Raw genomic sequence first — 26330 nt, forward strand, 5'->3', positions numbered from 1 at the left:
CGGCGCCCGACTCCCCCAGACCGCCCCTTGACCGCACGGGTTGCCCCATTCCTGGCCATTCCACGCCGTTCCACGCCCTTACGTCCCGATCCGGGTGCAAGCAGGTGAGCAACCGGGTGGTTGCTCACCTGCTTGCACTCCCCCGCTGCTTTCCAGCGTTCCAAGCCCGCGACCTGCGGTAGTGATGTCGATCGAACCGTCCTGTGTTTGATCCGCCGGCCGAGATGGTCGGGGGCGCGGCGGTACGTTTGAGACATGAAATCGAGCGGCGCCGACGGGCGGCCGGTCGGTGGGAGGACATGGAAGTCCCGGCCGATCCTGCTCACTGCCGCGCTCGTGTCCCTCGCCGTGCTGCTCGGTGTGGACCTGATCGGCAGCGACAGGATCCGTATCGGCGGCCTGCTGGTCGCGGTGCCGGCTCTGGCCGCGGTGTTCCTCGGCCCGCTCGACGTCCTGATGCTCAGCGTCCTGACCGTCGGCGCGGTCATCTGGGCCTCCGCGGACAACAGCATCCTCGGCACCGCGAACTTCCCCGTGCTGCTGGCGAGCGCGGTGCTGGTCGGCGCCGGGGCCGTGCTGGCCGCACGCATCCGCGCGCGCCGCGAGCGTCAACTGGCCAAGGTCAGAATGGTCGCCGAGGCCACCCAGCGGGCCCTGCTGCGCCCGCTGCCAGGCCGGCTCGGGCGGGTAACGATCTCCTCGATGTACCTGGCCGCGGAGGAGGAGGCGGCGATCGGCGGCGACCTCTACGCCGCCGGCGTCGACGAGCGAGGCAACATCCGTGTCCTCGTCGGCGACGTCCAGGGCAAGGGCCTGGCGGCCGTCGAGGTCGTAGGACTGCTGCTGAGCACCTTCCGGGTCTCGGCACGCTCCGGCGTGCCGCTGGAGTCCCTGCCGAGCTACCTCGACCAGGGCCTGCGCTACGACCTGGTCGACCTGGAGGAGAACGGCGCGCCCGGCACCATCGACTCCCGCCCCGTCGAGACCGAGTTCCTGGAGCGATTCGTGACCGCCGTCATCGTGGACATCGCCGACGACGCCAGCACCGTGCGCATCGCGAACTGCGGACACCCACCGCCGATCCTCATCCGCGGCGACCGCGTCATCCCGCTGCTGCCGGACGTGCCCGAACTGCCGCTCGGCCTCGGCGACCTCGGACGGAGCAGCCACCACGTCGACAGCTACGACCTGGCGCTCGGCGACATCCTGCTGCTCTACACCGACGGCGTCATCGAGGCCCGCAACCCCGAGGGCGCCTTCTACCCGCTCGCCGACCGCCTCGCCCACAGGACCCGCGACACCCCCACCGCCCTGCTGGAAGACATTCGCAACGACCTGACCCAGTACACCGCCGGACTCAGCGACGACATCGTGATGCTCGCCCTCCAGCGAGTCGCCTGAGACCGCAGCATCCAAGCCCCCGGCTCGAGGGCCGCCCACCCACCCGTCGGAGCAAGCGCAGCCGAACCTTGATCGCCGTCCGGTGCCACTGAAGTTTGACCAGCGCTGCTTCCAGCGTTCAGCGCGCTGCCTCGCCCGGCAGGCCGAAGAGCGGCAAGCAGGGTTCGAGGCCGGTGACCATGGTGGACCCGTGCTGGTGCGTCTCCCACCGGGCGCGGGGCAACCGCAGGCGTCGCATCGTCGCCCGCAGGCCGCGGATGTTGTACTGCTGCACGCCGTCGTGTTCGTAGCCGAGCTTCTTGGAGACGGCGAAGGAAGTGGGGTTGTCCTCGAAGGCGCCCGACAGCGCCTCGAGCGCGCCCAGACCAGCGAAGGCCAGGTGCAGGACCGCGGCGCGCATCTCGGTTCCGATCCCCTGTCCCTGATGGCGCACACCGAGCCAGGAGGCCGTGCTGACCTGCCTCAGCACCGCGAAGTCACGAGCGGTGATCTCCTGCAGACCGACGAGGCGGCCGTCCTTGAAGACAGCGAGGTTCAGCGCCCAGTTGTCCGGGACCCAGTTCCCCCGCCGCAGCCAGTGATGCTGCACCACCGAGCGCGCCCGCTCAGCGGGCGGCAGATCGGTCCAGGGCACGATGAACGGCATCCGGTCAGGCTCGTGAACACCCTCGGCCGCCAGATCGGCCAGTTGACCCAGCTCCTCCTCCGAGGGCAGCCGCAACTCCAGGCGGGAAGTGTTCAGACGCAGCCCCAGCAGGGGCCAGTGATCAGTCAGCATGAGTCATTGTCCAGGCGCGGCACGACCAAGGTCACACGATTTTCAGCCCGGACAGATCACCCACCCGCCGCCACGCGCACCGGTCAAACCTCAGTAGCACCGGACGCAGCGGCAGGGCAGCGGCACGGGAGGCGTTCAACACATGCAATCGAACAAAACATCGAACCAGATTGGTGGGATGAGCACCCACGACCAGGAGCAGCCAACTCCCCTGCCGCAGGCCGACGCCCCGCCGGTCGACGTCGCCCTCCCCGACGGGCAGCACCCCTACGCCGCAGTGCAGAGCCGGCAGCGGGAGACCAACGGCACGTGGCGGTACCGGCCGCAGATCCACCTCCCCAGCCAGACCGGCAAGCGACGCGGGCACGCGGGCCGACCGGGGCCTACAGCCAGATGACGTACCGTCCGTCGAAGTCCCCGCCGGCGCAGAAGTCAAGCGCGTAGCGATGTCGGTGGCCACGAAACCACCGCCTTCCTCACACTGGATGACGGTGACCGGCGGCCCGGACAAGCTGCCTCCAGCGGGAGCGGCAGCGTGGGCGCTACCCGTGACGATGGCGCTGACGGCCAGGGCCAGTACTGCGCTGGCAAGCGCGGTGGTGCGGTACACGGCAGGTTCTCCTCGTATCGGTTCGGCGAAGCCGGCATGGCGTCAACCCCCTCCCCATGTCACCGGCCTGCATGTCCGCCGTCCCTCGTACGGGAGCGGAAGATCCCCCAACTGGACGTGAGTCACGCTCCACCCGTCGGCGAGATCACCGCAGCACCAACAGGTTCCCGGGAGAGCTGAAGCTCCCTGGTCACCCACGACAGCAAGAACCAGCAGTCGCTTTCGGCCCGCCCCGCCAGTCGCCCATGAGCGGGCCCGGCGCCGGCCGCGACCGGGGCCGGCTCGGCAGGCGCCACTCCCGCCGCCCTGAGAGAAAGGAAGACCACACGCACCCGCGTCCGTCCGCACCTCGCTGCGGCCACCGGTTTCACCAAGGCCTCAGCAAGCGCGTCACCGGCCACACGTGCCGGTGTTCGGTTCAGGCAGTGACCCTGCAGCGGGTTGAGCACCGGGGAGACGGGGCGCCCGACCGTCCGGGGGGTGGACGGCCGGGCGCTGCCGGGCGGCGTTGCCGCCGGTCCCCGAGGGGACGTTGGCGCCCTTCGGGGCCATCAGGTCGCATGCCCGCGACCGGGCCGGCCACACCACGTGGCCGGACTACGGTGTCAGGAAGTGGCGGCGCGCAGCGGTTCCGACCGGTCGGAACCGCTGCGGAACCCAGTCCGACCTGCCGGCAGCCCGACCCGTCCGTCACCCGCTTCCCGCAGTCGACGTGCCTGTCGCCCCACCGCACCAGTGCGGTCTCCACGATCACTGAGCTCGGCAGCGTGTCCTAGTGGGTGAGGGCGCCACGGGCTTCCTTGATCCCGTAGTAGACGATCACGTATCCAGCCAGCGGATCGGCCCACCAAAGACCCCAGGCCGCGTTCATGACCAGGCCGAGCAGGACGGCGGTGGCCAGCAGGCCGTCGATGAACGTGACCCGGCCCTCGGTCTCCAGGACCGGGTTGCCCAGGGCCGCTCCCGTGCGGGCCTTGCCCGCAGCAAGGGCGAACATCACCACCGCGGTGACCGCGGTCCAGGCGATCCCGGCCGCGCTGTGGTGGGCATGGTGCCCGGCGGCCAGAAGCCACGTCGACTGGACCAGCAGGTAGAGCGCGAGCGCCACGAACGCGGCGCCGATGAGACGCATGGCCTTGCGCCGGCGGTCTTCGCCGGTGCCCGACAGCTCCCAGATCACCACCGTGGATGCGCCGATCTCGATCAGAGAGTCCAGACCGAAGCCGGCCAGCGCCACCGAACGGGCGCCGAGCGCGGCGAAGGCCAGCACGACGATGCCGATCACGTTCCAGGCCAGGGTGATCCATTCCAGTGCAAAGCCCCGCCGCAGCAAGCGGGCGTTGTCCGGTGATGCTGCGGCAGGATTTTCGATCACGACAGGCATCCTCCCAGGAGGAAGGGTCAACGCTGACTCCGGCCAGTGCCCGACAGCGGCACACGAAACGCCTCCTTGCCCCCCTCAAGCCGTCACCGGTTCCCCCTTCAGGTCCGAGGCCAAGGACGGCATGGCCGGCGGGCGCCGCAGTGCCGCCTCCGCACGGGCCGCGGGCGTGTGCCCGTGCGGGCTTGACCTTCCAGCCGAGTCGAAGGTTCAGCGTCGGGCCTTGACGACCTACCGCATATCGCAGCTCGCCGAGCGCTGCGGCGTCCCTGCCACGACGCTGCGCTTCTACGAGGACACCGGGCTGCTGCCGGCCGAGCGGACCGCCTCGGGATACCGCACCACGGTCCTGCTCGCTGGGCGAACCTGGCCATGCTCACGCCGTGATCACCGGAGCACGTGCTGATTTCCGTCAATGGACCGCTGGCCGGCCGGATGCGGCCGCCCGATTGAGCCCGCAAAAGCTTCAGAGGTCGAAGAACTGGGTGATGATGTCTGCTGTGTCGAGCTGGTGGCTGGTCTTGCCGATGAGTGCCGGGGCGGAGGAAGGACCAGGAACGGTGTGGCCGCCGCGGTGGATGGTGTACAGGACTACCGGGGGGACACCGCTTGCCTCATAGGTGGTGCGTTCGACCTCGGTGGGGTCGGCCGTGGTCTTCTTCGGCAGGCGTGTGGTCGTGGGTTCGGTGGTGATCCCGTTGCGCTCGGCGAAGTAGCGAGCCGTGCGGGTGGCTGACCAGCTCGAGCCACCTACTTTGAAGAGGGTGCGCAGGGCCCAGTTCATGGTGCCGCCCTGGTAGGAGACGATGGGGTCCTTAGTGCCGTGGATCAACAAGACCGGCAATGACGCCCGAGGTGCCTGACTGGCGAGGAAGTTCTCCGGTGCGGGCATGGTTGCCGCGATCACCGCCACACCCGCCAGCATGCCGGGGGTTTCGTGGGCGAGACGGATGGCCATCTGGCCGCCGTTGGAGTAGCCGACCGCATAGACACGGCCGGGGTCGATGCGCCGGTCCGAGGCGAACGTGGCGGCGACCGTACGGGCGAAGCCGACATCGTCGATGTCGGCTCGGCGGGCCGGAAAGCGGCTTTCGCGGCGGGCGTCGTTCCAATTGCCGCGATAGCCGTCGAGGTAGGCGACCAGTGCACCGCGGGCGGCGAGCGCGTCGAAGACGCCGCCAGTGAAGGCGCGATGCTTGTCACCGGTCTGGCCGGAACCGTGGAACACAAGAATCAGTGGCTTGGCCTCGCCCGGCGCTGTGGTGCCGACAAGAGTGAAGGTGCGGGTGGCCTCGGCGACGGTGACACTGCCGCGGGTGGCTGTGAGGGTGCTGGGCATGGTGTTTCCTCGGCTCAGGCGAAGAAGTCGATCAAGGTACGGGCCATCCACTCGGGGGCTTCCTCGGGCAGGAAGTGTGCCGCACCTGGTGCGATAGCGCCGCTCGTGTTCGAGGCAACCTGCCGTACGGCCTGCTCGACGCCATCGCGCATGCCGTGCTCGCCCCCGATGGCCAGAACCGGAATGTCCAGCGGCCCCTCGGCGGCCAGCGCGACTACCTGGCCCCCGGACTCTCCCGCGCGGTAGAACTGGAAGCTCGCGTGCAAGGCGGCGGGGTCGCGCAGGGCATCGACGTAGACGTCGACCGCAGCCTGAGGGATGGCCTCAGGACTGGCGGCTTTGGTGGCGAACTGGTGACCGAAGTAGATCTCCTCACGGCCGGACACCATGCGCTCGTTGATCTCGGCCAGACGATTGAAGACGAAGTGCCAGGCCAGCTCGTTGACCTCAGGAGGCATCAGCAGTGGGGGCATCGGAGTGAAACCGGCGAGGACGGCCTCGGCCAGCACGAGCTTGCTCACCCGGTCGCGATGGCGTGCGGCGAGTACGTAGCCGACCATCATCCCCATGTCGTAGCCCGCGACATGGAAATTGTCGTGGCCCAGGGAAGTCATCAGCCCGGCCATGTCGTCGGCCAGGGTGACTGCGTCGTACCCGGTGGCCGGCTTGCTGCTGGCACCCACGCCACGCAGGTCGGCGGCCACGACAGTGAAGTGCTCAGCGAGAGCAGGCATCACCAGCCGCCAGCCGTACCAGAACTGCGGCCACGCCGGCAGCAACAGCAGTGCCGGGCCGGTCCCGCCGATCACAGCGTGCAGTTCGACGCCGTTGACGTCGACGGTGCGGCTGGTGAAGGTGTCGCCGAATCCGACGGGAAGGTGCGGGACGGCGTCCGCGGTGAAAGGCATGTGTCTCCTCGTACCGGACCCAGCCCTAAGTGGATGAGTCATCCGTTTTAACGTAGCACAACCGGATACACCATCTGGTTACTGTGGGGGTATGAGCACTCCGCCGTTGCGCAAGGACGCCGCCCGGAACAGGCACCGGATCGTCGAGATCGCCCGGCGGTATGTCGATGACGGCAGACCCCTGCAGCTCAACGATGTGGCGCGGACCGCATCCATCGGCGTGGCCACCGTCTACCGGCACTTTTCCACGCCGGAAGCGTTGCTGGAGGCCGTCGCACTACCTGCCATCGAGAAGCTGGTCCGGCGAGCCGAGCACGCATTGACCGAGCCTGACCCGTGGATGGCGTTGCGTGATTTCCTCGCCGCTGCGATCGAAACCTTGCTGACTGACCCGGCCGTTCCCCCGGTGTTCGCCGCAGCCACTGACAGCTTGGAGCACACCGGCGACCTCAAACGCAGGCTCGCCACCGCCTTCACCGAGCTCCTGACACGCGCGCACGCGGCGGGAGTCATCGATTCCAGTGTCACCGAGGCGGACATGACCCCCCTGATGTGCGGCATCGCCTACGCGGCGAACGTTCACAGTGCGCTCGACCCGACCGAACGAGCCACCCACGGCCTGCGCTACCTCAATCTGCTCCTCACCGGCCTGCACCGTCCCTGACAGCGACAGCTCTCAGCAAAAGACGGCAGGTCGCGGGAAGTTGGGCGGCCAGGTCGATCAACCCGGTCTTGCGGCTCAGCTGTGCTTGGACGCCCAGCTGACTCAAGACTGCCCAACGCCTCAACGACGGCATACCCGCATCGGGATTCCGACCTGTCCACACGGCAACCTCTCCGACCCCCCGCCCGCGGTCTGCTCGGCGCGCTGGAGGAGATCACCAATGCGGAGGCGAGGTCGCTGTTCGACCTCAACGTGTTCGGTCTGATCAACGTCACCCGTGCCGTGCTGCCGGTCATGCGCAAAGGGGCGCTGCAGCCGGCAGCGCACGCTGTTCTCGTTCACCGCTACTCCTCGTGCTGGCCGATCGCCAGCTTCATCACCGGCGTCGAGCTCTTCGTCGACGGCGGCATGGCCCAGGTCTGAGGGCCACCGGCGGGCCGGGGGGCTCCACGCCTGCATCCCCGGCCCGATACACACATCGCCGCGAGCGGTGACGCATTCGACTCCGTCCCGCCGACCCGGCACGGCGGGGCGAAGGTCGTCCTCGGCGACCTCAACACGGACGCCCTTGACGCCCTGGCGACACGCATCAAGGACGCCGGCGGCGACGTCGCCTTCGCCCACACCGACGCGACCCGGCGACAGGATCTGGCCGACCTCGTCACGCTGGCACGCGAGCGCTACGGCAAGCTCGACGTCCTGGTCAGCAACGCCGGCGTAGGTCCCAACTCCCCGCTGGACGATCTGCGGGTCGCCGAATGGGAGCTGATGATCGACGTCAACCTCAAGGGCGTCCTGTACGGCATCGCGGCGGCTCTGCCGGTCTTCCGTGACCAGGGCTTCGGACAGTTCGTGAACACAGCATCCACCGCTGCCTACCTCACGGTCCCCAACCAAGCGGTCTACTCCGCCACGAAACATGCCGTGCGCGCCCTCTCCGAGGGACCGCGCAAGGAGGCCGGCGAGAACCTGCGCGTGACCATCGTCTCGCCGGGCTTCGTCCGCACGAACTTCGTCGAAGCCGTCGACAACCCCGAGGTGCGAGCCCAGCTCATCGAAGCCAGGGACAAGTTCGCCGTGGCGCCGGAGGCCATCGCCCACGCCATGCCTTCGCGATCGAGCAGCCCGCCGACATCGACGTCAGCGAACTCATCGTCCGTCCCACCGCCCAGGCCTGACAGCCACCGGCCTGCTGCGCGGGCGCGGGACCCGGCCCAGCCACAGTTCGCGCCACGGGCCGCGGCGCCGCTGATGAAGTGGCGGCGGCCGCCGGTCCGTTCGACCGGCGGCCGCCCGTCAGGCCTGCCCCGGCCGCGGGGCATGGCCTGGATCACTGTGGATCAGATCACCTCGGCAAGTTCCGTCAGTACCTCCTGTCCGCCTCCGGGCGTCATGTCCTGCCGTCGAGTCCGGACCAGGATCAGCGTGACCAGGGCGCTGACGCCGAGGAAGGCGGCACCGATGATGAACGCCGTGCGGTATCCGTGCACCAGCCCGGCCGAGCGGACGGCGGCGGAGGCGCCGTGGCCGGCGATGTAGCTGGCGGTCGCGGTGGCGGCAATGGTGTTGAGCAGCGCTACACCGAGGGCGTTGCCGACCTGTTGGGTGGTGTTGACCAGAGCGCTGGCCACTCCGGCGTCGGCCGGGTCCACCCCGACCAGGGCCGCCGAGGTGAGGGGCACGAACGCCAGGCCGAGGCCCAGGCTGGTGATGATTTCCGCCGGCAGGACGTGACTGGCGAAGCTGGTGTGCGTGCCGACCTGGGCGAAGAGCACCAGGCCGACGGCGCCCAGCACCATGCTTCCGACCAGCAGGTTCCGCGCCCCGATCCGGCCCATCAACTTGGCGGCCACGGTGGCCCCGACGAAGGTCCCGACCGAGTAGGGCAGGTAGGCAAGGCCGGTCTTCAGCGCCGAGTAGCCGAGGACGCCCTGGAGGTAGTAGGTCAGCAGCAGGAACGTCGCGAACATGCCGGCGATGGTCAGCAGGTTGGCGAGGAAGGCGCCGCCTCGGGTGCGGTCCGCCAGTACCCGCAGCGGCAGCAGGGGATGCTCGGTACGGGCCTCGACGGCCACGAAGGCGGCGAGCAGGATCACGCCGACGGCCAGGAGCGAGAGTGTGACACCTGAGGTCCAGCCATCGGACTCCGCCTTGGTGGAGCCGTAGACCAGCGCGACCAGACCGGCCGTCACCGTGGCCGCGCCGAGCAGGTCGTAGTGCGCTTCGCCCTTGGCCTTGCTCTCGGTCACCGCCCAGCGTGAGCCGACCAGGGCGACAAGCGCGATCGGCACGTTGACCAGCATGGTCCATCGCCACGATGCCCACTGCGTCAGCATTCCGCCCATGATCAGGCCGATCGACATCGCACCGCCGGAGACGGCGCCGTAGATCCCGAAGGCGCGGGCCTGTTCCTTGGGGTTGGTGAAGGTGACGGTCAGCAGCGAGAGAGCGGCAGGGGCGAGCAGGGCGGCGAAGCCTCCCTGGAGCGCGCGGGCCCCGAACAGTGTGGCTGCGTTCTGGGCGAAACCGCCGACGGCGGAGGCGGCAGCGAAGCCGACCAGGCCGATCTCGAAGATTCGTTTACGGCCCACGAAGTCGGCGATGCGGCCGCCCAGCAGCAGCAGGCCGCCGAAGGCCAGTGTGTAGGCAGTGAAGACCCACTGGCGATCGGCTACCGAGATGTGAAGGCTGGCCTGTGCCGAGGGCACAGCAACGGTCACGATCGAGGCGTCGAGCACGATCATGAGTTGGGCGAGGACGATGACGCCAAGCGCTCGGAAGCGGCGCGGGTCTGCGACAGCGCCCCCGGTTGTGGAGGCGCTAGGGGTACTCATACGGTCAATGCCTTTCAGAGGGGGCGGGTCGGCCCGCAGAGGGCAGCCCGAACCGATCCCCGAACGGGTCGGTGTATGTGGACGATTCGGATCGAAGAACGGCAGCGGACGGCCTGGTCGCGGGCCTGTGTCGGCTCGGCGCCGGCCAGGCGGGCGAGGTGCTTGAGCTCAGGTGGCGCCGGGGCCGCCGACGCCGGCAAGGGGTGGCTCAGCCAAGCGTCACTTGAGCTGTGTCAAAAGCGACGTAGCCGCTGTAATCACGTCCGACGCGCTCGAATGACGCCGGGTGCGGGTCCGGGTAGCTCCAGGCCGCATCGTGGTGAGTCGAACCGCCGATCGAGACGTCGTGGTACTGGCAGTCGCCCTTCCAGGGGCAGTGGTAGGGCGTCGGACTGTCGCTGAACAGGTCGGCGCTGAGCGAGGAGGGCGGGAAGTAGAAGTTGCCCTCGATGCTGATCAGGTCCGTGTCGCGGGCGTCGCCGATGACGATGCCGCCTATGGATGCCTTCATGTCTGTGTGCTCCGTGGTTGCGTGCCACATCCCGCACTAAGTGAACAGGTCGGTACTGGTAACACTACCGAGGCATGGGGTGGGGCGCAACAATGTGCACCGAGCGGTACGCTTAAGGAATGACCGAGCTGCAGAAGGGGCCGCGGGGGCAGCGCCGTGGGCGAGGAGCACGCGAGCGCATCCTCGCCGCGGCGCATGACCTGTTCCGCGAGCAGGGAATCAACAACACCGGAATGAATCAGCTGTGCGAGGTGGCGGACGTCTCCAAGAACACCGCCTACCAGCACTTCACCAGCAAGGACCAGCTGATCACCGAGCACCTGCGCCAGCAGGACCCCGGCACGATGCCCGAGGTGTTCGACCGTGCCGACCTGACGCCCCGCGAACGACTGCTCGCGGCGTTCGAGACGCCGGCGGCCTCCACGCTGGAGACGACACCCCTGTGCCCGTTCATCGAGGCCGCTGTCGAGATCGCCGACCCTGAGCACCCCGCGCGCATACTCGTGCGCGAGTACAAGAAGTCCGTCGCTGTCCGGCTGACCGAGACTGCCCGGGAAGCCGGAGCCATCGACCCGGAGCTCCTCGGCGAGCAACTGGCATTGCTGCTCGACGGCGCCTCGGTCCGTACCCGGGCCCTCGGCACCGGCGCTGAACAGACCGCCGCCGGCATTGCGGCCATGCTGATCGAGCACGCTATCCCGCAGACCGCACCCCTGCGGCTTTAGCAGTCGCATAGGTTGCCGCTGCAGGCCGGTGACGATCAGTGTCCTATGCCCATTCAGGCAGACGCGCCGCTGTTGAACGAGCAGGTGAAGACCTGCAACGTCCATGAACAGGGCATCCTGCAGTCCCAGGTCAACTGGCCGATCGACTGCGGAAGCTCCCGCTCGACGGCGAGAAGGCCAGCAGGGTGTCGAAGTCGATCTCGCCGCTCGAGGTTACGACGGCTGCGACGCCGTCGTCGTCCCTCTTCCCTCCCCCAGTCCCGAGGGCGGTGATCTCCGTGTCCCCTGGGGCAGTCAGTACCTCTGCCGCCGGCAAGTGGGAGTACGAACGAGTGACTGCACGGGCTGGATCGGCTACGCGTCCAGCCATTCTCCGACGCGGACTCTGGGCGGCTGGACCCGGCAGGACCCTGGTGCGGCAGCTGTGGTCTCGTAGTGGGCGGCGGCAGCGAGGACGGCACGCAGGTCTTTCGCGAAGCCCTCGGGCACGGGGAGAGTCTCCTTGCGAGCAGCTGCGGCGACGGCGCTGAGCACGCAGGCGGTGGCGTCGGAGACCATGGCGCTCCAGCGCCGGGGTGTCTGTGACAGGTTCAGTCGGCCCCACTTTGGCCATGACCGACATTCGTTCCGGCCCCATCCCCGGCGGGACGCCAGCAGCGGAGCGAGGAACGAGACGGCTGCCTCTGGCTGCGTCTTTGTCTGTGGCGCACTCCCCGGCAACGCCCGGAATTCGAACGTCTGGTGGGGCCAACTTCCGTGTCGGAGTGGGGCCCAAATCACCTGTCACGAACAGCCGGGGGATGTCGGTCAGTGCGCGCAGGGTGCGCAGGATGGTGGTGGTCTCGGCGTCTATGGTGACCGCGTCGAGCAGGGCGCGGCCGTCGGGGATGACGGTGGTGTAGGGGCCAGGAGCTCATCGGCACGGGCCTCGATCCGGACGGCTTCCCACAGTTGAGCCTCGCGTGCGGCGGCCGCGGCGAGCGCCAGCTCCGCCACGATCGACGTCGCCCGCAACATCAGCTGAGCTGAACCGAAAACAGTGGAGCCGCGCCCTTGCAGGGGCAGCTCCACTGCCTTCGGCTACGACGGGCAAAAAAGCGCGGTGGAGGCGGGTTACCAGCGGTCAGGGTCTGCCCGGAGGAGCCCTTTTCACTGGTGTGGTCCCGCCATTCCCTGGTCGGACATGGGTTAGTTATGGATGGTGAAGCACACGCTGTTCTTGTAGTCAGCCGGGGAAGTCGTGGACGCCGCCCCGCCGCAGAAGAGGGAGCCGTTGGAGAACGACCACCACACGTTGAGCGTCGCTGAGTGCTTGCCGCCGGTAGTCGTCTCCCAGTAGCCGTCATCGTCGTCTTGACCGTAGATGTACTTGGCCAGAACGCCCTTGCTGGTCGCGGCTGTGACGACCTCGTGGTCGACGTAGGTTCCGGCCCCGCTCACCGAGACGCAAACCGTCGAGTTGCACGCCGAGGCATTGAACGGCTGAACTGTGCCGGGCAGCGAAGCGTGCACCGTCCCGGATGCCGGCGAGGCGGCGGCGTCGCCCTGCCCCGCCGCGGTCGGCGACACGGCTACCGCGGCGGGTGCACCAGACATCCCGAGGGCAAATATGGCTGCTGTGCCCATTGCCGTAAGCGCGTATTGTATCGTCAACCGGGATTCCTCCTGTTGTTCCGGTGTCCTGTGCTAGCGACCCGACTGTAGGCTTCCTCATCCGCCTGGCATCGTCCCCCAACTAGATGGATTTCATGCGGTGAATGCACTATCAACTTATGGAGTGCTCAAATCCGCTTTCGTCGTCCTCTTGCGGAGTGCTCAAATCCGCTTGAGTCGTCCTCGTTGAATCCCTGCCCTGAGCGTTATTTATCCCCGGGTCCTGCAACTCAGCCTCGGTCGCGCCTCGCTCGCGTCCGGCGAGGATGCGGCCAACGTGGTCCAGCGAGACGGTCTGGGAGATGAGCCGCAGGCGCGGGTCGTCGGTGGGATCGAGCGCGGCCCGGCGCACGGGGACTGATCGGAACCCTCCAATCGCTGGCATATCCCCCCATGCCTGATGAGTCGCTTGAGCGCCGAATAACCAACTTGCCCCGTCGGCAGCCACGGAACGGACATCGTCGGGCGCCGGCCGCCGGCCCGCCCGGGGCCTCCAAGGCGCTCGATGCGGTCCTGTCGCGCCGCCAGCGATTCGCAAGCGGCTCGCCTTCTGCGTCTTGTCCGTGACATCCACTGACGTGGCGTCAGTCCCCGGGCCCCCCGGAACCGGTTCCCGGCGTGTGCGCCGGGCAATATCGGGTCGGACCGCGAGGAGCAGCGATCATGGGGAACGCGGCCGGGAGAACACCGCTCAGGCACCCCGGGACGTGTGAAACCGAGACGAGGGAGTCCTGCAACGTGCCGATCCGCCGGAGCCGCGCATGAAGAAGGCCCCTCGGCACCCGCCGATCCCGCTGCGGCGGGCCGGGGACGAGTTCGTGCTGACCGCGGCCCTGCTGTTCGTCGTGGTGACGGCGGCCCGCTGGGTCTTCAGCCCGTCCTCGGACCTGTACGTCTCGGACCTCTATGTGGCCGTCCCGATCGTCGGCGTCGTCAGCGCGGTCACCCTGGTGCTGCTCATCCTCAGCCCGTTCGGCCGCCGCAGCGGCGGGCACATGAACCCGGGCATCACCGTCGCCGTATGGCTGATGGACGTTTTTCCCGGCCGCAGCGTGCTGCCCTACGTCACCGCGCAGCTCGCCGGCTCGGTCACCGGCACCGTGCTGGCCCGGCTGGTGTGGGGCGGGGCGGTGTCCTCGCCGGCCGTCGACTACGGCGCGATCCGCCCGGCCCCGACCTGGCATCCGGCGGCGGTCTTCATCGCCGAGACCGGCTGCCTGATCGGCCTGACTCTCGTCATCGGGTTCTTCCTCGCCCATCCCCGCCGGGCGCGCCTGCTCCCGTACACGATCGGGGTGGCCATCGCGCTGATCATCGCCTTTCTCGGGCCGCGCAGCGGCGGCTCGGCCAACCCGGCCCGCCAGTTCGGCCCCAACACCATCGCCGGGGAGACCGTCGACCTGTGGATCTACCTGGTCGCGCCGATCCTGGGAGCATGCCTCGGCGCCTCGGTGCACCACCTGCTGATCCGCCGGTTCAACACCCACAAGCCCCTGACGTACAAACTGGGCGGCTCCGGGGACGGGTCCGCCGCCGGGCAGCCCCCGCACGGTCACTGACGGCCCGGGCCGAGCCGCCGCCCCGCCCCCACAGCCACTGGCGCCCCGCTCGGCCGGCTCCGAATCGCCGCCGTGATGCGGACAGTCGCCCCCCAGGTGTGCTGTGGCACCGCATCCCATGCGAGAAGCTTGCAGCGTAGGGGTGCCCAGTCCTGCCGACGGACCGTCGCTACTCCGTGATGGGCAGGGCCGCGGCGACCAGCTTGGTCATCTCGTCGTGCCCGTACCCGTTGGGGTGAGCCGCGCCCCACAGGGCATGCTCGGAGAGGATGGGAGCCGGGATCGGCCAGATCCACCGGTTGGGGGTCTGCAGCTGGGAGGGCTCGTGCCCCCTGAAGGCATCGTAGGTGTCGACATAGGCGACCTTGAATGCGGGATCGTCGGCGACATCGGCGACGGCGCCCTCGATGGCGACGTTGAACTCCTCGAATTTGCCGCGCAGCCACGCGAGGTCAGCGTGGTTCATCGGCCCGAGCTGGTTGCTCAGGAGAGGAATGGGGGATCCGTCGTACCGGCACTTCGTCTCGTCCTGGGGAATGGCAGCGGGGTATCCGACGACCGCGACCTCGGCATGCGGGGCCCGTTTGTGGATCTCCAGCAAGGCCTTCTCGATCTCTGCCGCTGCCTCGTGGATCGTGAAGTTGGCTTCGTTGCGCTCGTTGGCTGATCATGGGCCAGGTCGTGCTCGACGGTTGCGACATCTTCCCGTGGAGCGGGCACCGCGGCGGCCTGGTCGTGCTCACGCAGCGTCCGTATCGCCGTCGTCGGCGACGGATGCTCGCAGACATGACCTCGGCGTTCCCCGAAGTCACCTCGGCCGCCGCGGGATTGCCTCCCGATGTGGCGCTTGACGGCGTTATATGACCTGCGCGTGTGTCTCAGCGGTCTGTTGTCTCACGCTCAGGCCCTAAGCCTCAACGTCGCCGGCCACCAGCTCGGTCACCTGCCGCCCCACGACTGACCGACCTCCTGCCCCATCGCGGCAGCGCGCGCCCGACTCCCCAGCGTGGCACCGTCCTCACGGGGCGAAATCACCGCGGGTGAAAGTGGTAACGATCCCCACTGCAGCCTTTGGAGAAAGCCCCTCGGGCACGGTTCACTGAACGTCCCGCCGCACTGAGGAGCGCGGCCAATTCCCGGGGGATTCGTGTCTGATCACGACGACGAACACACCGATCACGTCGAGGGCGCTGACGGCCACTCCAGGCATGCACACGGGGTGTCCGCTAACGCCGACAGGCGCTGGCTGACGATCGCCCTGGCACTGATCGGGGTGTTCATGTGCGCCGAGGTCGTCATCGGCGTGATCGCCAACTCCCTGGCGCTGATCTCGGACGCCGCGCACATGCTCACCGACGTGGCCTCGATCATGCTGGCCCTGGTCGCGATGAAGCTGGCGGCCCGGCCCGCCAAGGGCATGTACACCTACGGGCTCAAGCGGGTGGAGATCCTCTCGGCACAGGCCAACGGCCTGACACTGCTGCTGCTGTCGGTGTGGCTGGCATATGAGTCCGTCCACCGGCTGATCTCCCCGCCCGACGTCACCGGCGGCCTCGTCCTGGCAACCGCCCTGATCGGCATCGCGGTCAATCTCGCGGCGACCTGGGCGATCTCCAAAGCCAACCGCACCAGCATGAACGTCGAGGGCGCCTACCAGCACATCCTGACCGATCTGTTCGGATTCATCGCCACCGCGATCGCCGGCGCCATCGTGCTGACCACCGGCTTCGCCCGCGCGGACGCCATCGCCTCCCTGCTGGTCGTGGTCTTGATGCTCAAGGCCGGCTACGGACTGGTCCGCGACTCCGCCCGGGTCTTCCTGGAAGCCTCTCCCGCCGGCGTCGACCCCGACGCCCTCGGAGACCGACTCGCCTCCCAAGACGCCGTCGTCGAAATCCACGACCTGCACGTCTGGCAGATCACCTCGGGGCAGAACGCCCTGTCCGCCCACGTGCTGGTGGCCCCGGGCAGCGACTGCCACCAGGTACGACGTCGGCTCCAGCAGCTCGTGGCATCCGACTACCGCATCGACCATGCCACCTTGCAGGTCGACCACGTCGGAGACGACGCCAACCAGCTGCACACGATCAGCGGGGCAAGCCCGGCAACCCCGGCCGGAGACGACCACTGCGAAGACGCCCACGGACCCGTCCACACCCCCCACCCCCACGAGCACTGACCCGCCCCACTTCCTCCCAGCGACGTCGTGCTCCGTTCGGGAGGTCAGGCCGATATTTCGGTCAGGGTCCGAAGCCGGTGACGTCCGCGGGGGTGAGGTCGGGTCGGTCGCGGACGATCCGCACGGGATGTCTCCACCGGCCGGCCGCGTCCAGGGAGACGTCGGCGGAGACCTCCACCACCAACTCCGATACCGCCAGGTCCACGTCGAGCGGCTCGGTGCTGCCCCAGGCGGCGGAGAAACGGCGGCCCTGCCACGGATGCCCCTCGCCTGCGGGGGTGAGCAGCGGCCCGAGACGGGCAGCGACGGCGGCGGGCACCGTGGTGGAGCGGCCGGCGTACCGCAGCCGGCCCTCGCCGTCGTAGCGGCCCAGCAGGACCGTCCGCGGCCGGCTCGGGCGGCCGGTCACCGCGGCGACGATCCCCTCCGCGGTGTGCCGCACCCGCCACTTCCTCCACCCCTGCGCCCCTTGACCCCCGGGCCGGTACCGCGCCCGGGTGTCCTTCAGGACCAGGCCCTCGATACCGAGGGGAACCCAGTCCCTCAGCCACTGCTCCGCCACGGGCGTCTCGGACGTCGACGGGCACAGGTTGAACGGCGGCTCAAGGAGCCGGGCGGCGAACAGCGCCTCCAGGTCCGTTCGGCGCCGCGCGTACGGCATCGTCAGGTAGTCGGTGTCGGACCAGCGCAGCAGGTCGCAGACGACCGCGGTCGCCGGGGCCTGGTCGGCGAGCCGGGCCACTGCGGCCGGTGTGCGGTTCAGCCGCGGCGTGAGCCGCTCGAACGCGAGGCGGCCGTCGACCCAGATGACGAGCTCCGCGTTTATGTGAACTACCACGGATGTCTCACCGAGCGGGCTACAGGCCGGGATAACAACCGTCCAGCCCCGCGTCGACCAAGCGATCGTCCACGCCTTCGAGCGGATCCTGACCGGTCAGCCGCAGCGCACCAGCGGAGCCCTCACCATCACGACGCTGTGCACCGAGGCCGGCATCTCCCGCGCCACCTACTACCGCTCGCCCCTGGTAAAGATCATCACGGCCCTGTTCAACGCGCCCGCCCCACCCCGGCCGCAAACCGGCATCCTCGCCGCCGAGATCACTCGTCTCAAGCACACCGAGCGAGAACTGCGCTCCCGCCACGCAGCCGAGCGAGAGGAACTGCGCGCCACCTCGCCACCTACGCCCAGCACATCCGGGTCCTCACCCTGCGCCTGACCGAACTCGAAGCCGCCAACGCCACCCTGCGCGGACAACTCGGCACCACCATCACGAACCTCCCCGCGCCGTGATGAACCCGACATCAGAGCCTGTTTAAACCTTCTGATTTGATGCGCTTAGGGTGGACTGTTACCGGCGTTGGCCTCCGGGTTGTTTTCTGAACCGGTGCCGATCCGTCGAACCAGCATCGCAACTGAGAGTGACCATGACACCTGACAGCCAGTTGGCGTACGACCTCAAGGGCACGGGACCGTTGCTCGTGGCAGTCCACGGCATCACCGAGAACCGAAGCTTCTGGGATCCCGTCTGCCTGCAGCAGCACTTCCGCGTGCTGCGCGTCGACCTGCGTGGCCATGGGGACTCGCCTCGGATCTCGCCGTTCGGGATTGACGAGTCGGTGGAGGACATCCATCATCTGATCGAGTCGCTGGGCGAGGATCTGACTGGGGACCAGCCTCCGTTCATCGTCGGCCATTCCCTCGGTGGAGTGATTGCGACGGCCTACGCAGCTCGTTATCCGACCCGGGGTGTGGTCAACGTTGACCAGTCGCTGAGGGTCGGCCCGCTGCCTGCGGAGATAGCCAGCGCTGTGCGGGGAGAGGGTTTCGCGGACTTCGTTCGTACGGTTTTCGCCTCGCTGCACGGTGAGCTGGACCCTGTGCTCGTGGCCGACATCGAGCGCCGCCGCATCCTCGACCAGGATGTGTTCAGCGGTTTTTGGACCCCGTTGCTTGATTGGGACGCTGACACCCTGGCAGCGTGGTCTCGACGGACCACGAGTCTTCAGCCTGGTGTCCCATACCTGTCTTTGCATGGAACGGACCCCGGTGGTGACTACGCCGACTGGCTCGCCGACCGCATCCCCGCCGCCGTGACCGAGCAAACACCGAAGCGCACGCACTATCCGCACCTGGCACAACCCGAATGGTTCGTCTCCCGCGTCCATAAGTTCTTCAGCGCCTGAGTGCCTGGTTCGATCCTGAGCTACGCGTTTTCCCGGCTCAGGATCGAACAGTGCTGGTTTCGGGTGCTTGTTGCTGGCGCATGGTGCAATGAAGTCGCCGGCAGGCTTCGTGGGCGGTGGGAGAGTGGTGCTCAGGGCCGCGGTCCGGGCTCGGTGACCTGTTGGTGGCACTGCTGACCGTCAAGGCCGCCCCCGAGAGCTGAATGCATGCCCCGGTGCCGCGCCTCGGCGCCGTGGTCATGGTGGCGAGCACCGTGATACCCGGGCCGGTGATCGGTCCTGCGGACCGATGGGCCGACGAGGCACCCGCTCCTGCGGGCGCGTCGGCCCTCCCCGGCCAGCGTCGGTGGGTCACAGGTGCTGATCGAGCAGTCCAGACTGCCCACGGCAACAGCCAGCATCGGCTCCGGCAGCGTCCACACCATGATCGACAGCGTCCACACTGGCGTTCCGCTCCCAGGCGCGGCGCGCTGACCAGTCAAGCGGGCGAGGCAGAAGTCGTGAGACGCCGAGCCCTTGAGACAGGCTCGCAGGTCACATAACGCCGTCCAGGACCGCCGGCGCCGGCAACCGCTCCAGCGGGGCGGCGATCTCCGGGAAGAACCGGGTCATGTCCGTACCGCGCCGGGAGCGCACCAGCACCGTGCCGTCCTCACGGTGCGCCAGGATCGCCCGGAACCCGTCCCACTTCGGCTCCGCGACCGTGTGGGCGTCCAGGGCCCACTCGTTGACAGGCGCGGCCAGCATCGGGTCCGGGATCTGCATGTGCCGACGCCTACCATGCCCCACCGACCGTGATCGGGGATGCCGGCGCGAGGCGATCGCGGTTCCCCTGGCCGGGCTAGCTCCGGCTCCGGCCCCGGAGACAGATGAAGCAAAGGTCCACCTCGAGCGGCTCCGCACTGCCCCAAGCGGCGGAGAAGCGGCGGCCCTGCCACGCCCGGTCTGGCTCGGCCTGGTCAACGACGCTGACGCCCCGCGGGACATCGCCGCCTGGATCCAGGCAGGCGGCCCGGGCCTGGTCACCCCGCCCGGCATCCTCGCCCTGTACACCTTCAGCCCCTCGCGGCGCGTCCGCCAGGTACTCGAGGCTGAGACCGCGAGCCGAGGTACCCCGGTGGCTCAGCAAGCTCTCCCGAAGGGAATTCACAAAGCCACCGCCATGTGTCATTCGGCTGGAATTCACCCGACGTTGCTTGTGACCCGATTCGGCGCCTCCTACTTTCACTGGAGCGTCTACAGTCGTGTAGTCGAAATTGGTCCGGCGGCGCCGCCCGCCCGTGCCGCTCACGCCCCCGTCCGCTCCAGCCCCCGAGGACTGCGCCTGTGTCCGATCTGTCCTACCTCCAAGCCGTCACCATCGGCGCCCTCCAGGGCGTGACCGAGCTGTTCCCGGTGTCCAGCCTGGGCCATTCCGTGCTGGTTCCGGCCTGGATCGGCGGCTCCTGGCACCACCTGGTGACCGAGAACGCCTCCAAGGACTCCGGGTCCTCCCCGTACCTGGCGTTCATCGTCGCGCTCCACGTGGCGACCGCCCTGGCCCTGCTGACGTACTTCCGCAAGGACTGGGTGGCCATCATCAAGGCGCTGTTCACGACCTTGCGCACCCGTACGGTGACCACGTCCACCGAACGGCTCGCCTGGCTCCTGGTGGTGGGCACCATCCCGGTCGGCATCACCGGCCTGGCCCTGGAGCACACCTTCCGCACGCTGTTCGCCAAGCCGGAGGCCGCGGCGGCCTTCCTGACCCTCAACGGCGTGATCCTCTTCGCCGGCGAACGCCTGCGCCGTGGCGCGGAGGCGCGCGCCGCGATGCCGGAGCCGGGGCTGAGCGCGGGCCCTGGCGCGGCCACCGAGGCGGACATCCGCAGCCGCGGCGCCCGGCGCCGGCTGGACACCCTCAGCTACCGCGAGGCCGGCGTCATCGGCCTGTTCCAGACGCTGGCGCTGCTCGCCGGGATCAGCCGCTCCGGCATCACCATGGTCGGCGGGCTGCTGCGGGGGCTGGACCACGAGGACGCGGCGAAGTTCTCGTTCCTGCTGGCCACCCCGGTGATCTTCGCGGCCGGCGTGCTGAAGCTGCCGAGCCTGGCGGGGTCGGCCGGCGACCACATCCACGGCCAGATCGCGGTGGGCTTCCTCACCGCGGGCGTCTGCGCGTACGCCGCCGTGCGGTTCCTGTCCCGCTGGTTCACCACCCGCACCCTGACGCCGTTCGCGATCTACTCCCTGGTGGCGGGCGTCGCCAGCATGATCTGGTTCGCCTGACGTGACGGGCCGTGCGCGGGGCACGTCAGCTTCGATCGCATCACCGACCCCTTGCGCCTCCGGCTGGGCGGTGCGGGCCGTCACGGGTGTGAAACGGGTCGAGCAGGAGGCCACGGGCGGCATCTAGGCTGGGCAGTAACGTATGCGCCGTCAGAGCGTCGGCCCGCTCACCCTGGTTGTGGAAGGGGGTGAGCGCCGATGACCGCACCACCCCTACCCGGCGCACTGGGCGACCTTGCGCCAGTGCTGAACCACTGGGGCCTTCGTCCGCCGATCCACCCCGTACGAGCGCCCCGTCCCGGCGCTGCCGGGCCTCGTCGCCTCCTTGCTCCGCCGCCCCCTGTGATTCACCATCTGTAATCAGGTGGCTACGGCACTGGGGGTGGGCGATGTCGTCGGGTACGGGCGGGGGCTATTGGGCGGACAAGGCGCTGCCCAGCGTGTTCAAGCACGATCTCCTCAAGCGGTATCTCCCGCAGTTCGGTGGCATGACGGGCACACAGTCCCGCGACCGGCGTGTCGTCTATCTCGACGGATACGCGGGCGAGGGCCGCTACGAGAACGGCGACCCCGCCTCCGGGGAGATCGCGTTGCGGGTCGCCTCGTATCTGCGAAGGTCCGGGCTGGTGCTGGCAGCCGGACTTCTGTATTTCTCCTGGTCAACGGCACCCGCAGCGGGCCGCCGAAAAGACGTCACGACGGCGGTCCGCTGTCCTACACTTCCTCCGCATGACGGTCCACATCCGCGAAGCGCGACCCACCGAATACGGCGTCCTCGGCGAACTGACGGGCCAGGCCTACCTCCAGGACGGCCTCCTCGACTTCGGCGAGAGCGACTCCTACCTCACCGAGCTGAGGGACGTGGCGAAACGGGCGGCCGCGGCCACCGTTCTCGTCGCCGTGGCCGACGACGTCCTCCTGGGCGGCGTGACCTTCGTCCCGGGCCCCGGCCCGATGGCCGACCTCGCCGCCGAGGACGAAGCCGAGATCCGCATGCTCGCCGTCGACAGCGCCGCCCGCGGCCGGGGTGCCGGGGCGGCGCTCGTCCGCGCCTGCATCGACCGCGCACACGCCCTCGAAGGCTGCGGGAAGATCGTCCTGTCGACGCAGCCCACCATGGAATCCGCCCACCGGATCTACCAACGCCTCGGCTTCGTCCGCACACCCGACCGGGACTGGAATACCTTGCCGCAGCTGGACGGCATCACTCTCCTCACCTATGAGCTGACACTCCGACACCTCCGCGACACAACATGTGGAGATGCCACCGCGGCCCGGCACTAAGGCCGTCGCGAAGATCACCGATGACCGGGACGAGCTGCTCGCGTTCTATGACTTCCCGGCCGAGCGCTGAGTCCACCCGCGGACCACGAATCCCATCGAGTCGACCTTCTCCACCGTCAAACTCCGGACCAAGGTCACCCACGGCGCCGGCAGTCCAGTCGCAGCCCTGGCCATGGTGTTCAAGCTCGTCGAATCCGCCCAGGCCCGCTGGCGGGAGATCACCGGAGCGCACCCGGTCTCACTCGTCGGGCCGGGACCCGGTTCGAGAACGGCCTGCTGGTCAAACGCACCGAGAGCCACGCGGCGCGAGGAGAATGACCGGATGACCGTCTCCGACACGTACGGCACGAACACCTACACGGCCAAGGAGCTGGCCGACCTGCTCGCCGACCGACTTGACGTGACCTTCGCCCAACGCGAGAGCGACTACCTCGGCGTGTACTTCCTGGCCACCCTCGTCGACACGACCCGCCTCCAGGTCCAGCCGAACGCCATTCCCGGAGACGACGGGGAAGACGATCTCTACGACGACGAGCACCCCGACGTGTCGGTGCTCCTGCTCATCACCTCGTCAGCCGCCGCCGAGCCTCTCAACGACGAGCTCTCGGCGGTCGAAAGCCTCACCAGGCTCCGATCAACTCGAAGCTGAGCAGCTGCCGATCCACAAGTCTTGACTGTTGCTCGTATCGGTTGCACGAGGGGACTCTCCTGATGGTGCGGGACGGGCTGGTGGGTGGTGAATACGGGCATGCCGAGGTCGACCACTGGTCTCGATCCGGAAGTCGTACAAGCTGCGCAGCACGGCGTTGCCGTGCCGGATCGTCCCCAGAATCAGGCGCGGGGCAGCCCGAGCCGCCCTTCGAGCTGGACCAGGAGCTCGGCGAGGAGGGCCGCGACCTGTCGCTGGTCGCCGTCCGGCAGGCCGGAGAGCACGGCGGTCTCGTACCGCAGTTGGTCTGGCATGACCGAGTCGATCAGCTCGCGGCCGCTTGCGGTCAGCCGCACCCGCGTCACCCTGCGGTCCCTGGTGTCGCTGCGGCGGTCCACCCAGCCGCGCTCCACCAGGAGCTTGAGCCGCTTGGTGACAGCGGCGCCGGAGGAGAAGGTTTCCCGCGCCAGCTCGCCGGGGGTCAGCTCATGTCCGGTTCGCCGCAAGGTGCCGAGAAGGTCGAACTCGGGGCGGGTGAGCTCGGCGCGGCGCAGCGGGGCGTCCTCCGCGTGCTGGAGCAGCGCGGCGCAGCGGTTGATCCGGCCGATGACCTCCATCGGTGCGGTGTCCAGGTCGGGGCGGATCATCCTCCACTGGCGAACCACCCCGGCCACCGTGTCGTCGGCCGTCCCGCCGTCTCCCGCTGCCGTCATGCGGCCGCGCCCCCTCTGGTTTCCGTCGCGGTGCCGCCGCCCCCGAGCCCCTGGGCGCGCACCGTCTGGGCGAGCGTACGGTGTCCGCGGTGCTGGATGGCGAGCACGTCCTGCGCGGGCAGCGGGGACTGCCACCACTCGCCGGACGCGATGTCCAACAGCTCGCGCAGCTCGACCAGCGCGAAGGCCAGCCGCCGCCTGGCGGCCCCCAGTACGCCCGGGTCCGGGTCCGGCTGGTCGAGCGCGCGCTGGGCATCCTGCTGGGCGGCGTGGGCCCCGCTCAGCGCGACTGCCAGGATCCGGCTGGGGCGGCGAGTGACCACCGCCATCGCGGCGGCCATCCCGATGACCGCCCCGACCAGGGTGTCGACGACCCGGTCGGTGAGCAGCACGCCGGCCGACTGGGGCCGGGCAAACTCCACGATCAGGAGGGCCATCGGGGTCACACAGATGCTTCCCAGCCAGTAGTTGCGGGGCATGAACGCCTCGGCGGCGAAGGTGAACGCCAGGACGGCGAGGACCAGGGCGGTTTTGCCGGTGTCGGTGAGCGGGGTGATCGCGACGAAGATCAGCACGCCTATCACGTTGCCGACCACCCGCTGGATGCTGCGGCGCCAGGATTGGCTGACGTTGGCCTGGGAGACGGCGGCGGCAGTGACGATGGCCCAGTAGGGCCGTCCGACACCGAGGCCGAACGAGACGTAACCGGCCAGCGCACAGCCAACGAAGGTGCGCACGCAGACCGGGAAGAGCAGGCCGCTCGGTCGCATCCGGCGCAGGAGGGGTGGCCCGGGGAAGGCGTTCTCGACCTCGACCTTGAGCAGGTCGGTGTCGTGATGCGGATGGGCCGGTCGCGGGACGGGCCCGGTACCGCGTAGCAGGTCGGCCCACTCGGCGAGCGCGCCGGCGTCGGCCGCAGTCGGGCTGGCGAGGGCGATCTCGGCGCGGACCAGCAGGCGCTCCAGGGCCAGCCGGTCGTCGGTGCGGTGGCCGCTGAGCAGCAGGTTCTGCCAGCCGAGCCGTATGGCGGCGGCCGCGCCGTCGCGGATCGGCATCGCCTCGGGATCGCCGGGGGGCAGTCCCGTGTAGTGGGCGGTCGCCCGCAGCGCGCTGCGGACGGCACGGCGCTCGGGGCCCTGCGGGCGGAAGAGCCCGGGGGCCATGGTCACCAGGTAGGCGAGGGCCGCCGCGCCCATGGTCAGGGCGAGGTGGCCCGGCACCTGGCCGATGGTCTGGGGTACGAACACTGCGGCCGAGCTGACGAACGCGAAGATCACGTGTGCGGGCGGCCCGATCCTGGTGGCGTCGCAGAGCAACTTTTGCAGTGCGGCCAGGAGCGCGCCGACGGTGATCAGCGCCATGGTGCTGTCGACGAGCGAGGCCGTGACAAGCGCGGCGGCGAGGCTGGCGACCATGCCGAGGATGACGCCGACCATGGTTCGGGCGCGCTTGGCATACGGCCGGTGGTGCGCGTAGGCGGCGCAGAGCGAGCCAGCCATCGTGTACATGGCCAGGTCCAGCCGGTCCAGGCAGAGCAGGACCAGGTTGGGGACCGCCGAGGCGACGACCGCGCTGACGGCGGGTTTGAACCAGATATCCGACGTCCGGCCCACACGCAGGACCCCGGCAGTGGGGAGCATCCGTGGTTTTCCTGGCGGAATGGGGGCGGCTGCGCTCATGCAACAAGCGTACAAGTGTTTTACCTGGAAAACAAAACTTCCCCTCGTGGAGAGCCCGCCGGCCGGTACCACGCCTCCACGGGGCGCGTACGCCGCTCACCGCGCCCTTGGTCGCGTCGATCAATGCCGGGGGCCGCGCGCACCCGCGGTCGCCTCTCTCCGTAGCTCCGGCCCTACCCGGCGCGGTGGTGTCAGAGCCCAACGCGTCGGTCAGTGCCAAAGTCGGCGACGTCCGCGGGGGCGAGATCAGGTCGGTCGGGGACGCGATCCGCACGGGCCTGCCTCTGCTACAAGCGACCAAGGAGCGGCGTCGTTTCAGAGGGCGGACTTCCGCGGGGGTCTCTCCTCGACAGCGGCCCCACGCCCCGATCCGATCCGCCGCGCCCGGCACGCGGGCCGGAATCCGGTCGGGTTCAGCGAGCGCAACGAGCCAGCACGGGGCGTCACCTCCCCTATGCGTACGTCCCGTTGGCCCTGGCTATGCTCCTTCTGCCAGTGTGGGCGATCACGCCTGCGCCCCGCCGGGCGTGCACAGGATCCGGGGAGTCGGAGAAGCAACTCATGCACATCAAGGACAGCGAGCTGACCACCGCTTTGTCGGCACAACTGCAGGAGGATCTCGCCGCGGCGGCGTACGCGCGTCTGAATACCTCGCTCAGCGCCGCCCGTATGCTCACACCGCTCGGCAATTATCTGGTCGCCAGGCCCGCGGCCCGATCCGCGGCCCGCAAGATCACCGACGCCACCGACGTACCGCTCGATGCGGCCATGGTCCTGGGAATCACGGCGGACGCCCTGCACGTGTGGAAGGCGGACCCGATGCTCAACCAGGTTCACGACCACATCGGTTCGGTGCCGCTGTCCCGCATCACGGCGATACGGGTGGACGACGGCCGTACCTGGCAGGACGTGACGATCACCCTCGACGACGGCAACGAGATCACGCTCCAAGCACGCGGCGCGGTACACGCGATCGTGAGCGCCTACGACCAGCGAGGCCCGGGAGCCTGA

At 68.9% G+C, this 26330-nt stretch carries 27 protein-coding genes and 4 pseudogenes; 17 read left to right on the forward strand and 14 right to left on the reverse strand.

Annotated features, from left to right (window positions below):
* Positions 1 to 255: 255 nt before the first annotated feature.
* The gene (locus C4U44_RS38065) at positions 256 to 1401 is read left to right on the forward strand and encodes a PP2C family protein-serine/threonine phosphatase (protein WP_103890700.1); all 1146 of its coding nucleotides are present in this window, start codon (positions 256 to 258) and stop codon (positions 1399 to 1401) included.
* A gap of 118 nt (positions 1402 to 1519) precedes the next feature.
* On the opposite strand, the gene C4U44_RS38070 is transcribed toward C4U44_RS38065, so the two are convergent.
* On the reverse strand, positions 1520 to 2179 hold the full coding sequence (locus C4U44_RS38070) for a GNAT family N-acetyltransferase (RefSeq protein WP_103890701.1): 660 nt from the start codon (positions 2177 to 2179) through the stop codon (positions 1520 to 1522).
* A 178-nt stretch (positions 2180 to 2357) separates the two neighbouring features.
* Here C4U44_RS38070 and C4U44_RS38075 point away from each other — a divergent pair, with 178 nt between their 5' ends.
* Entirely contained in the window at positions 2358 to 2576 is a 219-nt protein-coding gene (locus tag C4U44_RS38075; protein ID WP_103890702.1) for a hypothetical protein, read from the forward strand.
* Between the two features lie 985 nt (positions 2577 to 3561).
* Here the strand turns inward: C4U44_RS38075 and C4U44_RS38080 are convergent.
* Complete coding sequence (locus C4U44_RS38080) at positions 3562 to 4164, reverse strand: cation transporter (protein WP_235032649.1); 603 nt, start codon at positions 4162 to 4164, stop codon at positions 3562 to 3564.
* A 130-nt stretch (positions 4165 to 4294) separates the two neighbouring features.
* Between C4U44_RS38080 and C4U44_RS43740 the strand changes: the two genes are divergently transcribed.
* Entirely contained in the window at positions 4295 to 4576 is a 282-nt protein-coding gene (locus C4U44_RS43740; RefSeq protein WP_235032650.1) for a MerR family transcriptional regulator, read from the forward strand.
* A gap of 60 nt (positions 4577 to 4636) precedes the next feature.
* Here C4U44_RS43740 and C4U44_RS38090 read toward each other — a convergent pair whose 3' ends face one another.
* Entirely contained in the window at positions 4637 to 5509 is an 873-nt protein-coding gene (locus tag C4U44_RS38090) for an alpha/beta hydrolase family esterase (protein WP_103890704.1), read from the reverse strand.
* Between the two features lie 14 nt (positions 5510 to 5523).
* The gene (locus C4U44_RS38095) at positions 5524 to 6417 is read right to left on the reverse strand and encodes an alpha/beta fold hydrolase (protein WP_103890705.1); all 894 of its coding nucleotides are present in this window, start codon (positions 6415 to 6417) and stop codon (positions 5524 to 5526) included.
* A 91-nt stretch (positions 6418 to 6508) separates the two neighbouring features.
* On the opposite strand from C4U44_RS38095, the gene C4U44_RS38100 reads away from it, so the two are divergent.
* The 3 genes and pseudogenes from C4U44_RS38100 to C4U44_RS38110 form a co-directional block, all read left to right on the forward strand.
* A complete protein-coding gene (locus C4U44_RS38100) occupies positions 6509 to 7081 on the forward strand; it encodes a TetR/AcrR family transcriptional regulator (protein ID WP_103890706.1) in 573 nt (190 codons plus the stop codon).
* A gap of 186 nt (positions 7082 to 7267) precedes the next feature.
* Positions 7268 to 7384 (forward strand): annotated as a pseudogene (locus tag C4U44_RS43065) (short-chain dehydrogenase/reductase); the annotation flags it as partial.
* Between the two features lie 225 nt (positions 7385 to 7609).
* A pseudogene (locus tag C4U44_RS38110) lies at positions 7610 to 8259 on the forward strand (SDR family oxidoreductase); the annotation flags it as partial.
* A 162-nt stretch (positions 8260 to 8421) separates the two neighbouring features.
* On the opposite strand, the gene C4U44_RS38115 reads toward C4U44_RS38110, so the two are convergent.
* Positions 8422 to 9915 (reverse strand): MFS transporter, encoded by a 1494-nt coding sequence (locus C4U44_RS38115; RefSeq protein ID WP_103890707.1) that lies wholly within the window; start codon positions 9913 to 9915, stop codon positions 8422 to 8424.
* A gap of 208 nt (positions 9916 to 10123) precedes the next feature.
* Positions 10124 to 10426: a DUF427 domain-containing protein gene (locus tag C4U44_RS38120; RefSeq protein WP_103890708.1), complete on the reverse strand. Its 303-nt coding sequence runs from the start codon at positions 10424 to 10426 to the stop codon at positions 10124 to 10126.
* A 119-nt stretch (positions 10427 to 10545) separates the two neighbouring features.
* On the opposite strand from C4U44_RS38120, the gene C4U44_RS38125 reads away from it, so the two are divergent.
* Positions 10546 to 11151 carry a TetR/AcrR family transcriptional regulator gene (locus C4U44_RS38125; protein ID WP_103890709.1) on the forward strand — a complete coding sequence of 202 codons (606 nt, stop codon included), beginning with the start codon at positions 10546 to 10548 and terminating at the stop codon, positions 11149 to 11151.
* A 354-nt stretch (positions 11152 to 11505) separates the two neighbouring features.
* On the opposite strand, the gene C4U44_RS41330 is transcribed toward C4U44_RS38125, so the two are convergent.
* Together C4U44_RS41330 and C4U44_RS41335 are read right to left on the reverse strand one after the other, a co-directional pair.
* Positions 11506 to 11709, reverse strand: coding sequence for a hypothetical protein (locus C4U44_RS41330; RefSeq protein WP_146088442.1), 204 nt, complete (start codon positions 11707 to 11709; stop codon positions 11506 to 11508).
* A 630-nt stretch (positions 11710 to 12339) separates the two neighbouring features.
* Complete coding sequence (locus C4U44_RS41335) at positions 12340 to 12591, reverse strand: hypothetical protein (RefSeq protein ID WP_146088443.1); 252 nt, start codon at positions 12589 to 12591, stop codon at positions 12340 to 12342.
* A gap of 974 nt (positions 12592 to 13565) precedes the next feature.
* Between C4U44_RS41335 and C4U44_RS38140 the strand changes: the two genes are divergently transcribed.
* Entirely contained in the window at positions 13566 to 14363 is a 798-nt protein-coding gene (locus C4U44_RS38140; protein ID WP_103890712.1) for an MIP/aquaporin family protein, read from the forward strand.
* Between the two features lie 169 nt (positions 14364 to 14532).
* Here C4U44_RS38140 and C4U44_RS43070 read toward each other — a convergent pair whose 3' ends face one another.
* The gene (locus C4U44_RS43070) at positions 14533 to 14829 is read right to left on the reverse strand and encodes an SGNH/GDSL hydrolase family protein (RefSeq protein ID WP_235032651.1); all 297 of its coding nucleotides are present in this window, start codon (positions 14827 to 14829) and stop codon (positions 14533 to 14535) included.
* A gap of 203 nt (positions 14830 to 15032) precedes the next feature.
* On the opposite strand from C4U44_RS43070, the gene C4U44_RS41340 reads away from it, so the two are divergent.
* Both C4U44_RS41340 and C4U44_RS38150 read left to right on the forward strand, forming a co-directional pair.
* Positions 15033 to 15227, forward strand: a complete 195-nt coding sequence (locus C4U44_RS41340) for a DNA ligase-like domain-containing protein (protein ID WP_146088444.1) — start codon at positions 15033 to 15035, stop codon at positions 15225 to 15227.
* Between the two features lie 283 nt (positions 15228 to 15510).
* Positions 15511 to 16542, forward strand: a complete 1032-nt coding sequence (locus tag C4U44_RS38150; protein ID WP_103890714.1) for a cation diffusion facilitator family transporter — start codon at positions 15511 to 15513, stop codon at positions 16540 to 16542.
* Positions 16543 to 16603: 61 nt separating this feature from the next.
* On the opposite strand, the gene C4U44_RS38155 is transcribed toward C4U44_RS38150, so the two are convergent.
* Both C4U44_RS38155 and C4U44_RS41345 read right to left on the reverse strand, forming a co-directional pair.
* Positions 16604 to 17380, reverse strand: coding sequence for an ATP-dependent DNA ligase (locus tag C4U44_RS38155; RefSeq protein WP_103890715.1), 777 nt, complete (start codon positions 17378 to 17380; stop codon positions 16604 to 16606).
* A 19-nt stretch (positions 17381 to 17399) separates the two neighbouring features.
* The gene (locus C4U44_RS41345; RefSeq protein ID WP_146088445.1) at positions 17400 to 17684 is read right to left on the reverse strand and encodes a hypothetical protein; all 285 of its coding nucleotides are present in this window, start codon (positions 17682 to 17684) and stop codon (positions 17400 to 17402) included.
* 283 nt (positions 17685 to 17967) lie between these two features.
* On the opposite strand from C4U44_RS41345, the gene C4U44_RS38160 reads away from it, so the two are divergent.
* On the forward strand, positions 17968 to 18726 hold the full coding sequence (locus C4U44_RS38160) for an alpha/beta fold hydrolase (RefSeq protein ID WP_103890716.1): 759 nt from the start codon (positions 17968 to 17970) through the stop codon (positions 18724 to 18726).
* A gap of 534 nt (positions 18727 to 19260) precedes the next feature.
* On the opposite strand, the gene C4U44_RS41780 is transcribed toward C4U44_RS38160, so the two are convergent.
* Complete coding sequence (locus C4U44_RS41780; protein WP_160145197.1) at positions 19261 to 19491, reverse strand: ATP-dependent DNA ligase; 231 nt, start codon at positions 19489 to 19491, stop codon at positions 19261 to 19263.
* Positions 19492 to 19654: 163 nt separating this feature from the next.
* Between C4U44_RS41780 and C4U44_RS43075 the strand changes: the two are divergent.
* The 5 genes and pseudogenes from C4U44_RS43075 to C4U44_RS41785 form a co-directional block, all read left to right on the forward strand.
* Positions 19655 to 19816: pseudogene (locus tag C4U44_RS43075) on the forward strand ((2Fe-2S) ferredoxin domain-containing protein); the annotation flags it as partial.
* Positions 19817 to 20052: 236 nt separating this feature from the next.
* The gene (locus tag C4U44_RS38170; protein WP_103890718.1) at positions 20053 to 20994 is read left to right on the forward strand and encodes an undecaprenyl-diphosphate phosphatase; all 942 of its coding nucleotides are present in this window, start codon (positions 20053 to 20055) and stop codon (positions 20992 to 20994) included.
* Positions 20995 to 21723: 729 nt separating this feature from the next.
* Positions 21724 to 22278: a GNAT family N-acetyltransferase gene (locus C4U44_RS38175; protein WP_103890719.1), complete on the forward strand. Its 555-nt coding sequence runs from the start codon at positions 21724 to 21726 to the stop codon at positions 22276 to 22278.
* Positions 22277 to 22596: pseudogene (locus C4U44_RS43080) on the forward strand (transposase); the annotation flags it as partial. The gene C4U44_RS38175 and the pseudogene C4U44_RS43080, both read left to right, overlap by 2 nt.
* A gap of 4 nt (positions 22597 to 22600) precedes the next feature.
* Positions 22601 to 22927 carry a hypothetical protein gene (locus tag C4U44_RS41785; protein ID WP_160145198.1) on the forward strand — a complete coding sequence of 109 codons (327 nt, stop codon included), beginning with the start codon at positions 22601 to 22603 and terminating at the stop codon, positions 22925 to 22927.
* 182 nt (positions 22928 to 23109) lie between these two features.
* On the opposite strand, the gene C4U44_RS38185 is transcribed toward C4U44_RS41785, so the two are convergent.
* Positions 23110 to 23640, reverse strand: a complete 531-nt coding sequence (locus C4U44_RS38185) for a MarR family winged helix-turn-helix transcriptional regulator (RefSeq protein ID WP_103890720.1) — start codon at positions 23638 to 23640, stop codon at positions 23110 to 23112.
* Positions 23637 to 25280 carry an FUSC family protein gene (locus C4U44_RS38190; protein WP_235032652.1) on the reverse strand — a complete coding sequence of 548 codons (1644 nt, stop codon included), beginning with the start codon at positions 25278 to 25280 and terminating at the stop codon, positions 23637 to 23639. The genes C4U44_RS38185 and C4U44_RS38190 overlap by 4 nt, the downstream gene beginning before the upstream one ends.
* 600 nt (positions 25281 to 25880) lie before the next feature.
* Here C4U44_RS38190 and C4U44_RS38195 point away from each other — a divergent pair.
* A complete protein-coding gene (locus C4U44_RS38195; protein ID WP_103890722.1) occupies positions 25881 to 26330 on the forward strand; it encodes a hypothetical protein in 450 nt (149 codons plus the stop codon).

It is taken from the genome of Actinacidiphila yanglinensis (assembly GCF_900107965.1).
Lineage (GTDB): Bacteria > Actinomycetota > Actinomycetes > Streptomycetales > Streptomycetaceae > Actinacidiphila > Actinacidiphila yanglinensis.

What these genes read in the sequence shown, in the direction of transcription:
- C4U44_RS38065 (WP_103890700.1), top strand. Translation starts at nt 256, where the DNA reads ATGAAATCGAGCGGCGCCGACGGGCGGCCGGTCGGTGGGAGGACATGG.
- C4U44_RS38100 (WP_103890706.1), top strand. Translation starts at nt 6,509, where the DNA reads ATGAGCACTCCGCCGTTGCGCAAGGACGCCGCCCGGAACAGGCACCGG.
- C4U44_RS38115 (WP_103890707.1), bottom strand. Translation starts at nt 9,915, where the DNA reads ATGAGTACCCCTAGCGCCTCCACAACCGGGGGCGCTGTCGCAGACCCG.
- C4U44_RS38090 (WP_103890704.1), bottom strand. Translation starts at nt 5,509, where the DNA reads ATGCCCAGCACCCTCACAGCCACCCGCGGCAGTGTCACCGTCGCCGAG.
- C4U44_RS38075 (WP_103890702.1), top strand. Translation starts at nt 2,358, where the DNA reads ATGAGCACCCACGACCAGGAGCAGCCAACTCCCCTGCCGCAGGCCGAC.
- C4U44_RS38070 (WP_103890701.1), bottom strand. Translation starts at nt 2,179, where the DNA reads ATGCTGACTGATCACTGGCCCCTGCTGGGGCTGCGTCTGAACACTTCC.
- C4U44_RS38160 (WP_103890716.1), top strand. Translation starts at nt 17,968, where the DNA reads ATGACACCTGACAGCCAGTTGGCGTACGACCTCAAGGGCACGGGACCG.
- C4U44_RS38190 (WP_235032652.1), bottom strand. Translation starts at nt 25,280, where the DNA reads ATGCTCCCCACTGCCGGGGTCCTGCGTGTGGGCCGGACGTCGGATATC.
- C4U44_RS38095 (WP_103890705.1), bottom strand. Translation starts at nt 6,417, where the DNA reads ATGCCTTTCACCGCGGACGCCGTCCCGCACCTTCCCGTCGGATTCGGC.
- C4U44_RS38140 (WP_103890712.1), top strand. Translation starts at nt 13,566, where the DNA reads ATGAAGAAGGCCCCTCGGCACCCGCCGATCCCGCTGCGGCGGGCCGGG.
- C4U44_RS41340 (WP_146088444.1), top strand. Translation starts at nt 15,033, where the DNA reads ATGGGCCAGGTCGTGCTCGACGGTTGCGACATCTTCCCGTGGAGCGGG.
- C4U44_RS43070 (WP_235032651.1), bottom strand. Translation starts at nt 14,829, where the DNA reads ATGAACCACGCTGACCTCGCGTGGCTGCGCGGCAAATTCGAGGAGTTC.
- C4U44_RS41785 (WP_160145198.1), top strand. Translation starts at nt 22,601, where the DNA reads ATGACCGTCTCCGACACGTACGGCACGAACACCTACACGGCCAAGGAG.
- C4U44_RS41330 (WP_146088442.1), bottom strand. Translation starts at nt 11,709, where the DNA reads ATGGTCTCCGACGCCACCGCCTGCGTGCTCAGCGCCGTCGCCGCAGCT.
- C4U44_RS38125 (WP_103890709.1), top strand. Translation starts at nt 10,546, where the DNA reads ATGACCGAGCTGCAGAAGGGGCCGCGGGGGCAGCGCCGTGGGCGAGGA.
- C4U44_RS41780 (WP_160145197.1), bottom strand. Translation starts at nt 19,491, where the DNA reads ATGCAGATCCCGGACCCGATGCTGGCCGCGCCTGTCAACGAGTGGGCC.
- C4U44_RS38120 (WP_103890708.1), bottom strand. Translation starts at nt 10,426, where the DNA reads ATGAAGGCATCCATAGGCGGCATCGTCATCGGCGACGCCCGCGACACG.
- C4U44_RS43740 (WP_235032650.1), top strand. Translation starts at nt 4,295, where the DNA reads ATGGCCGGCGGGCGCCGCAGTGCCGCCTCCGCACGGGCCGCGGGCGTG.
- C4U44_RS38175 (WP_103890719.1), top strand. Translation starts at nt 21,724, where the DNA reads ATGACGGTCCACATCCGCGAAGCGCGACCCACCGAATACGGCGTCCTC.
- C4U44_RS38185 (WP_103890720.1), bottom strand. Translation starts at nt 23,640, where the DNA reads ATGACGGCAGCGGGAGACGGCGGGACGGCCGACGACACGGTGGCCGGG.
- C4U44_RS38195 (WP_103890722.1), top strand. Translation starts at nt 25,881, where the DNA reads ATGCACATCAAGGACAGCGAGCTGACCACCGCTTTGTCGGCACAACTG.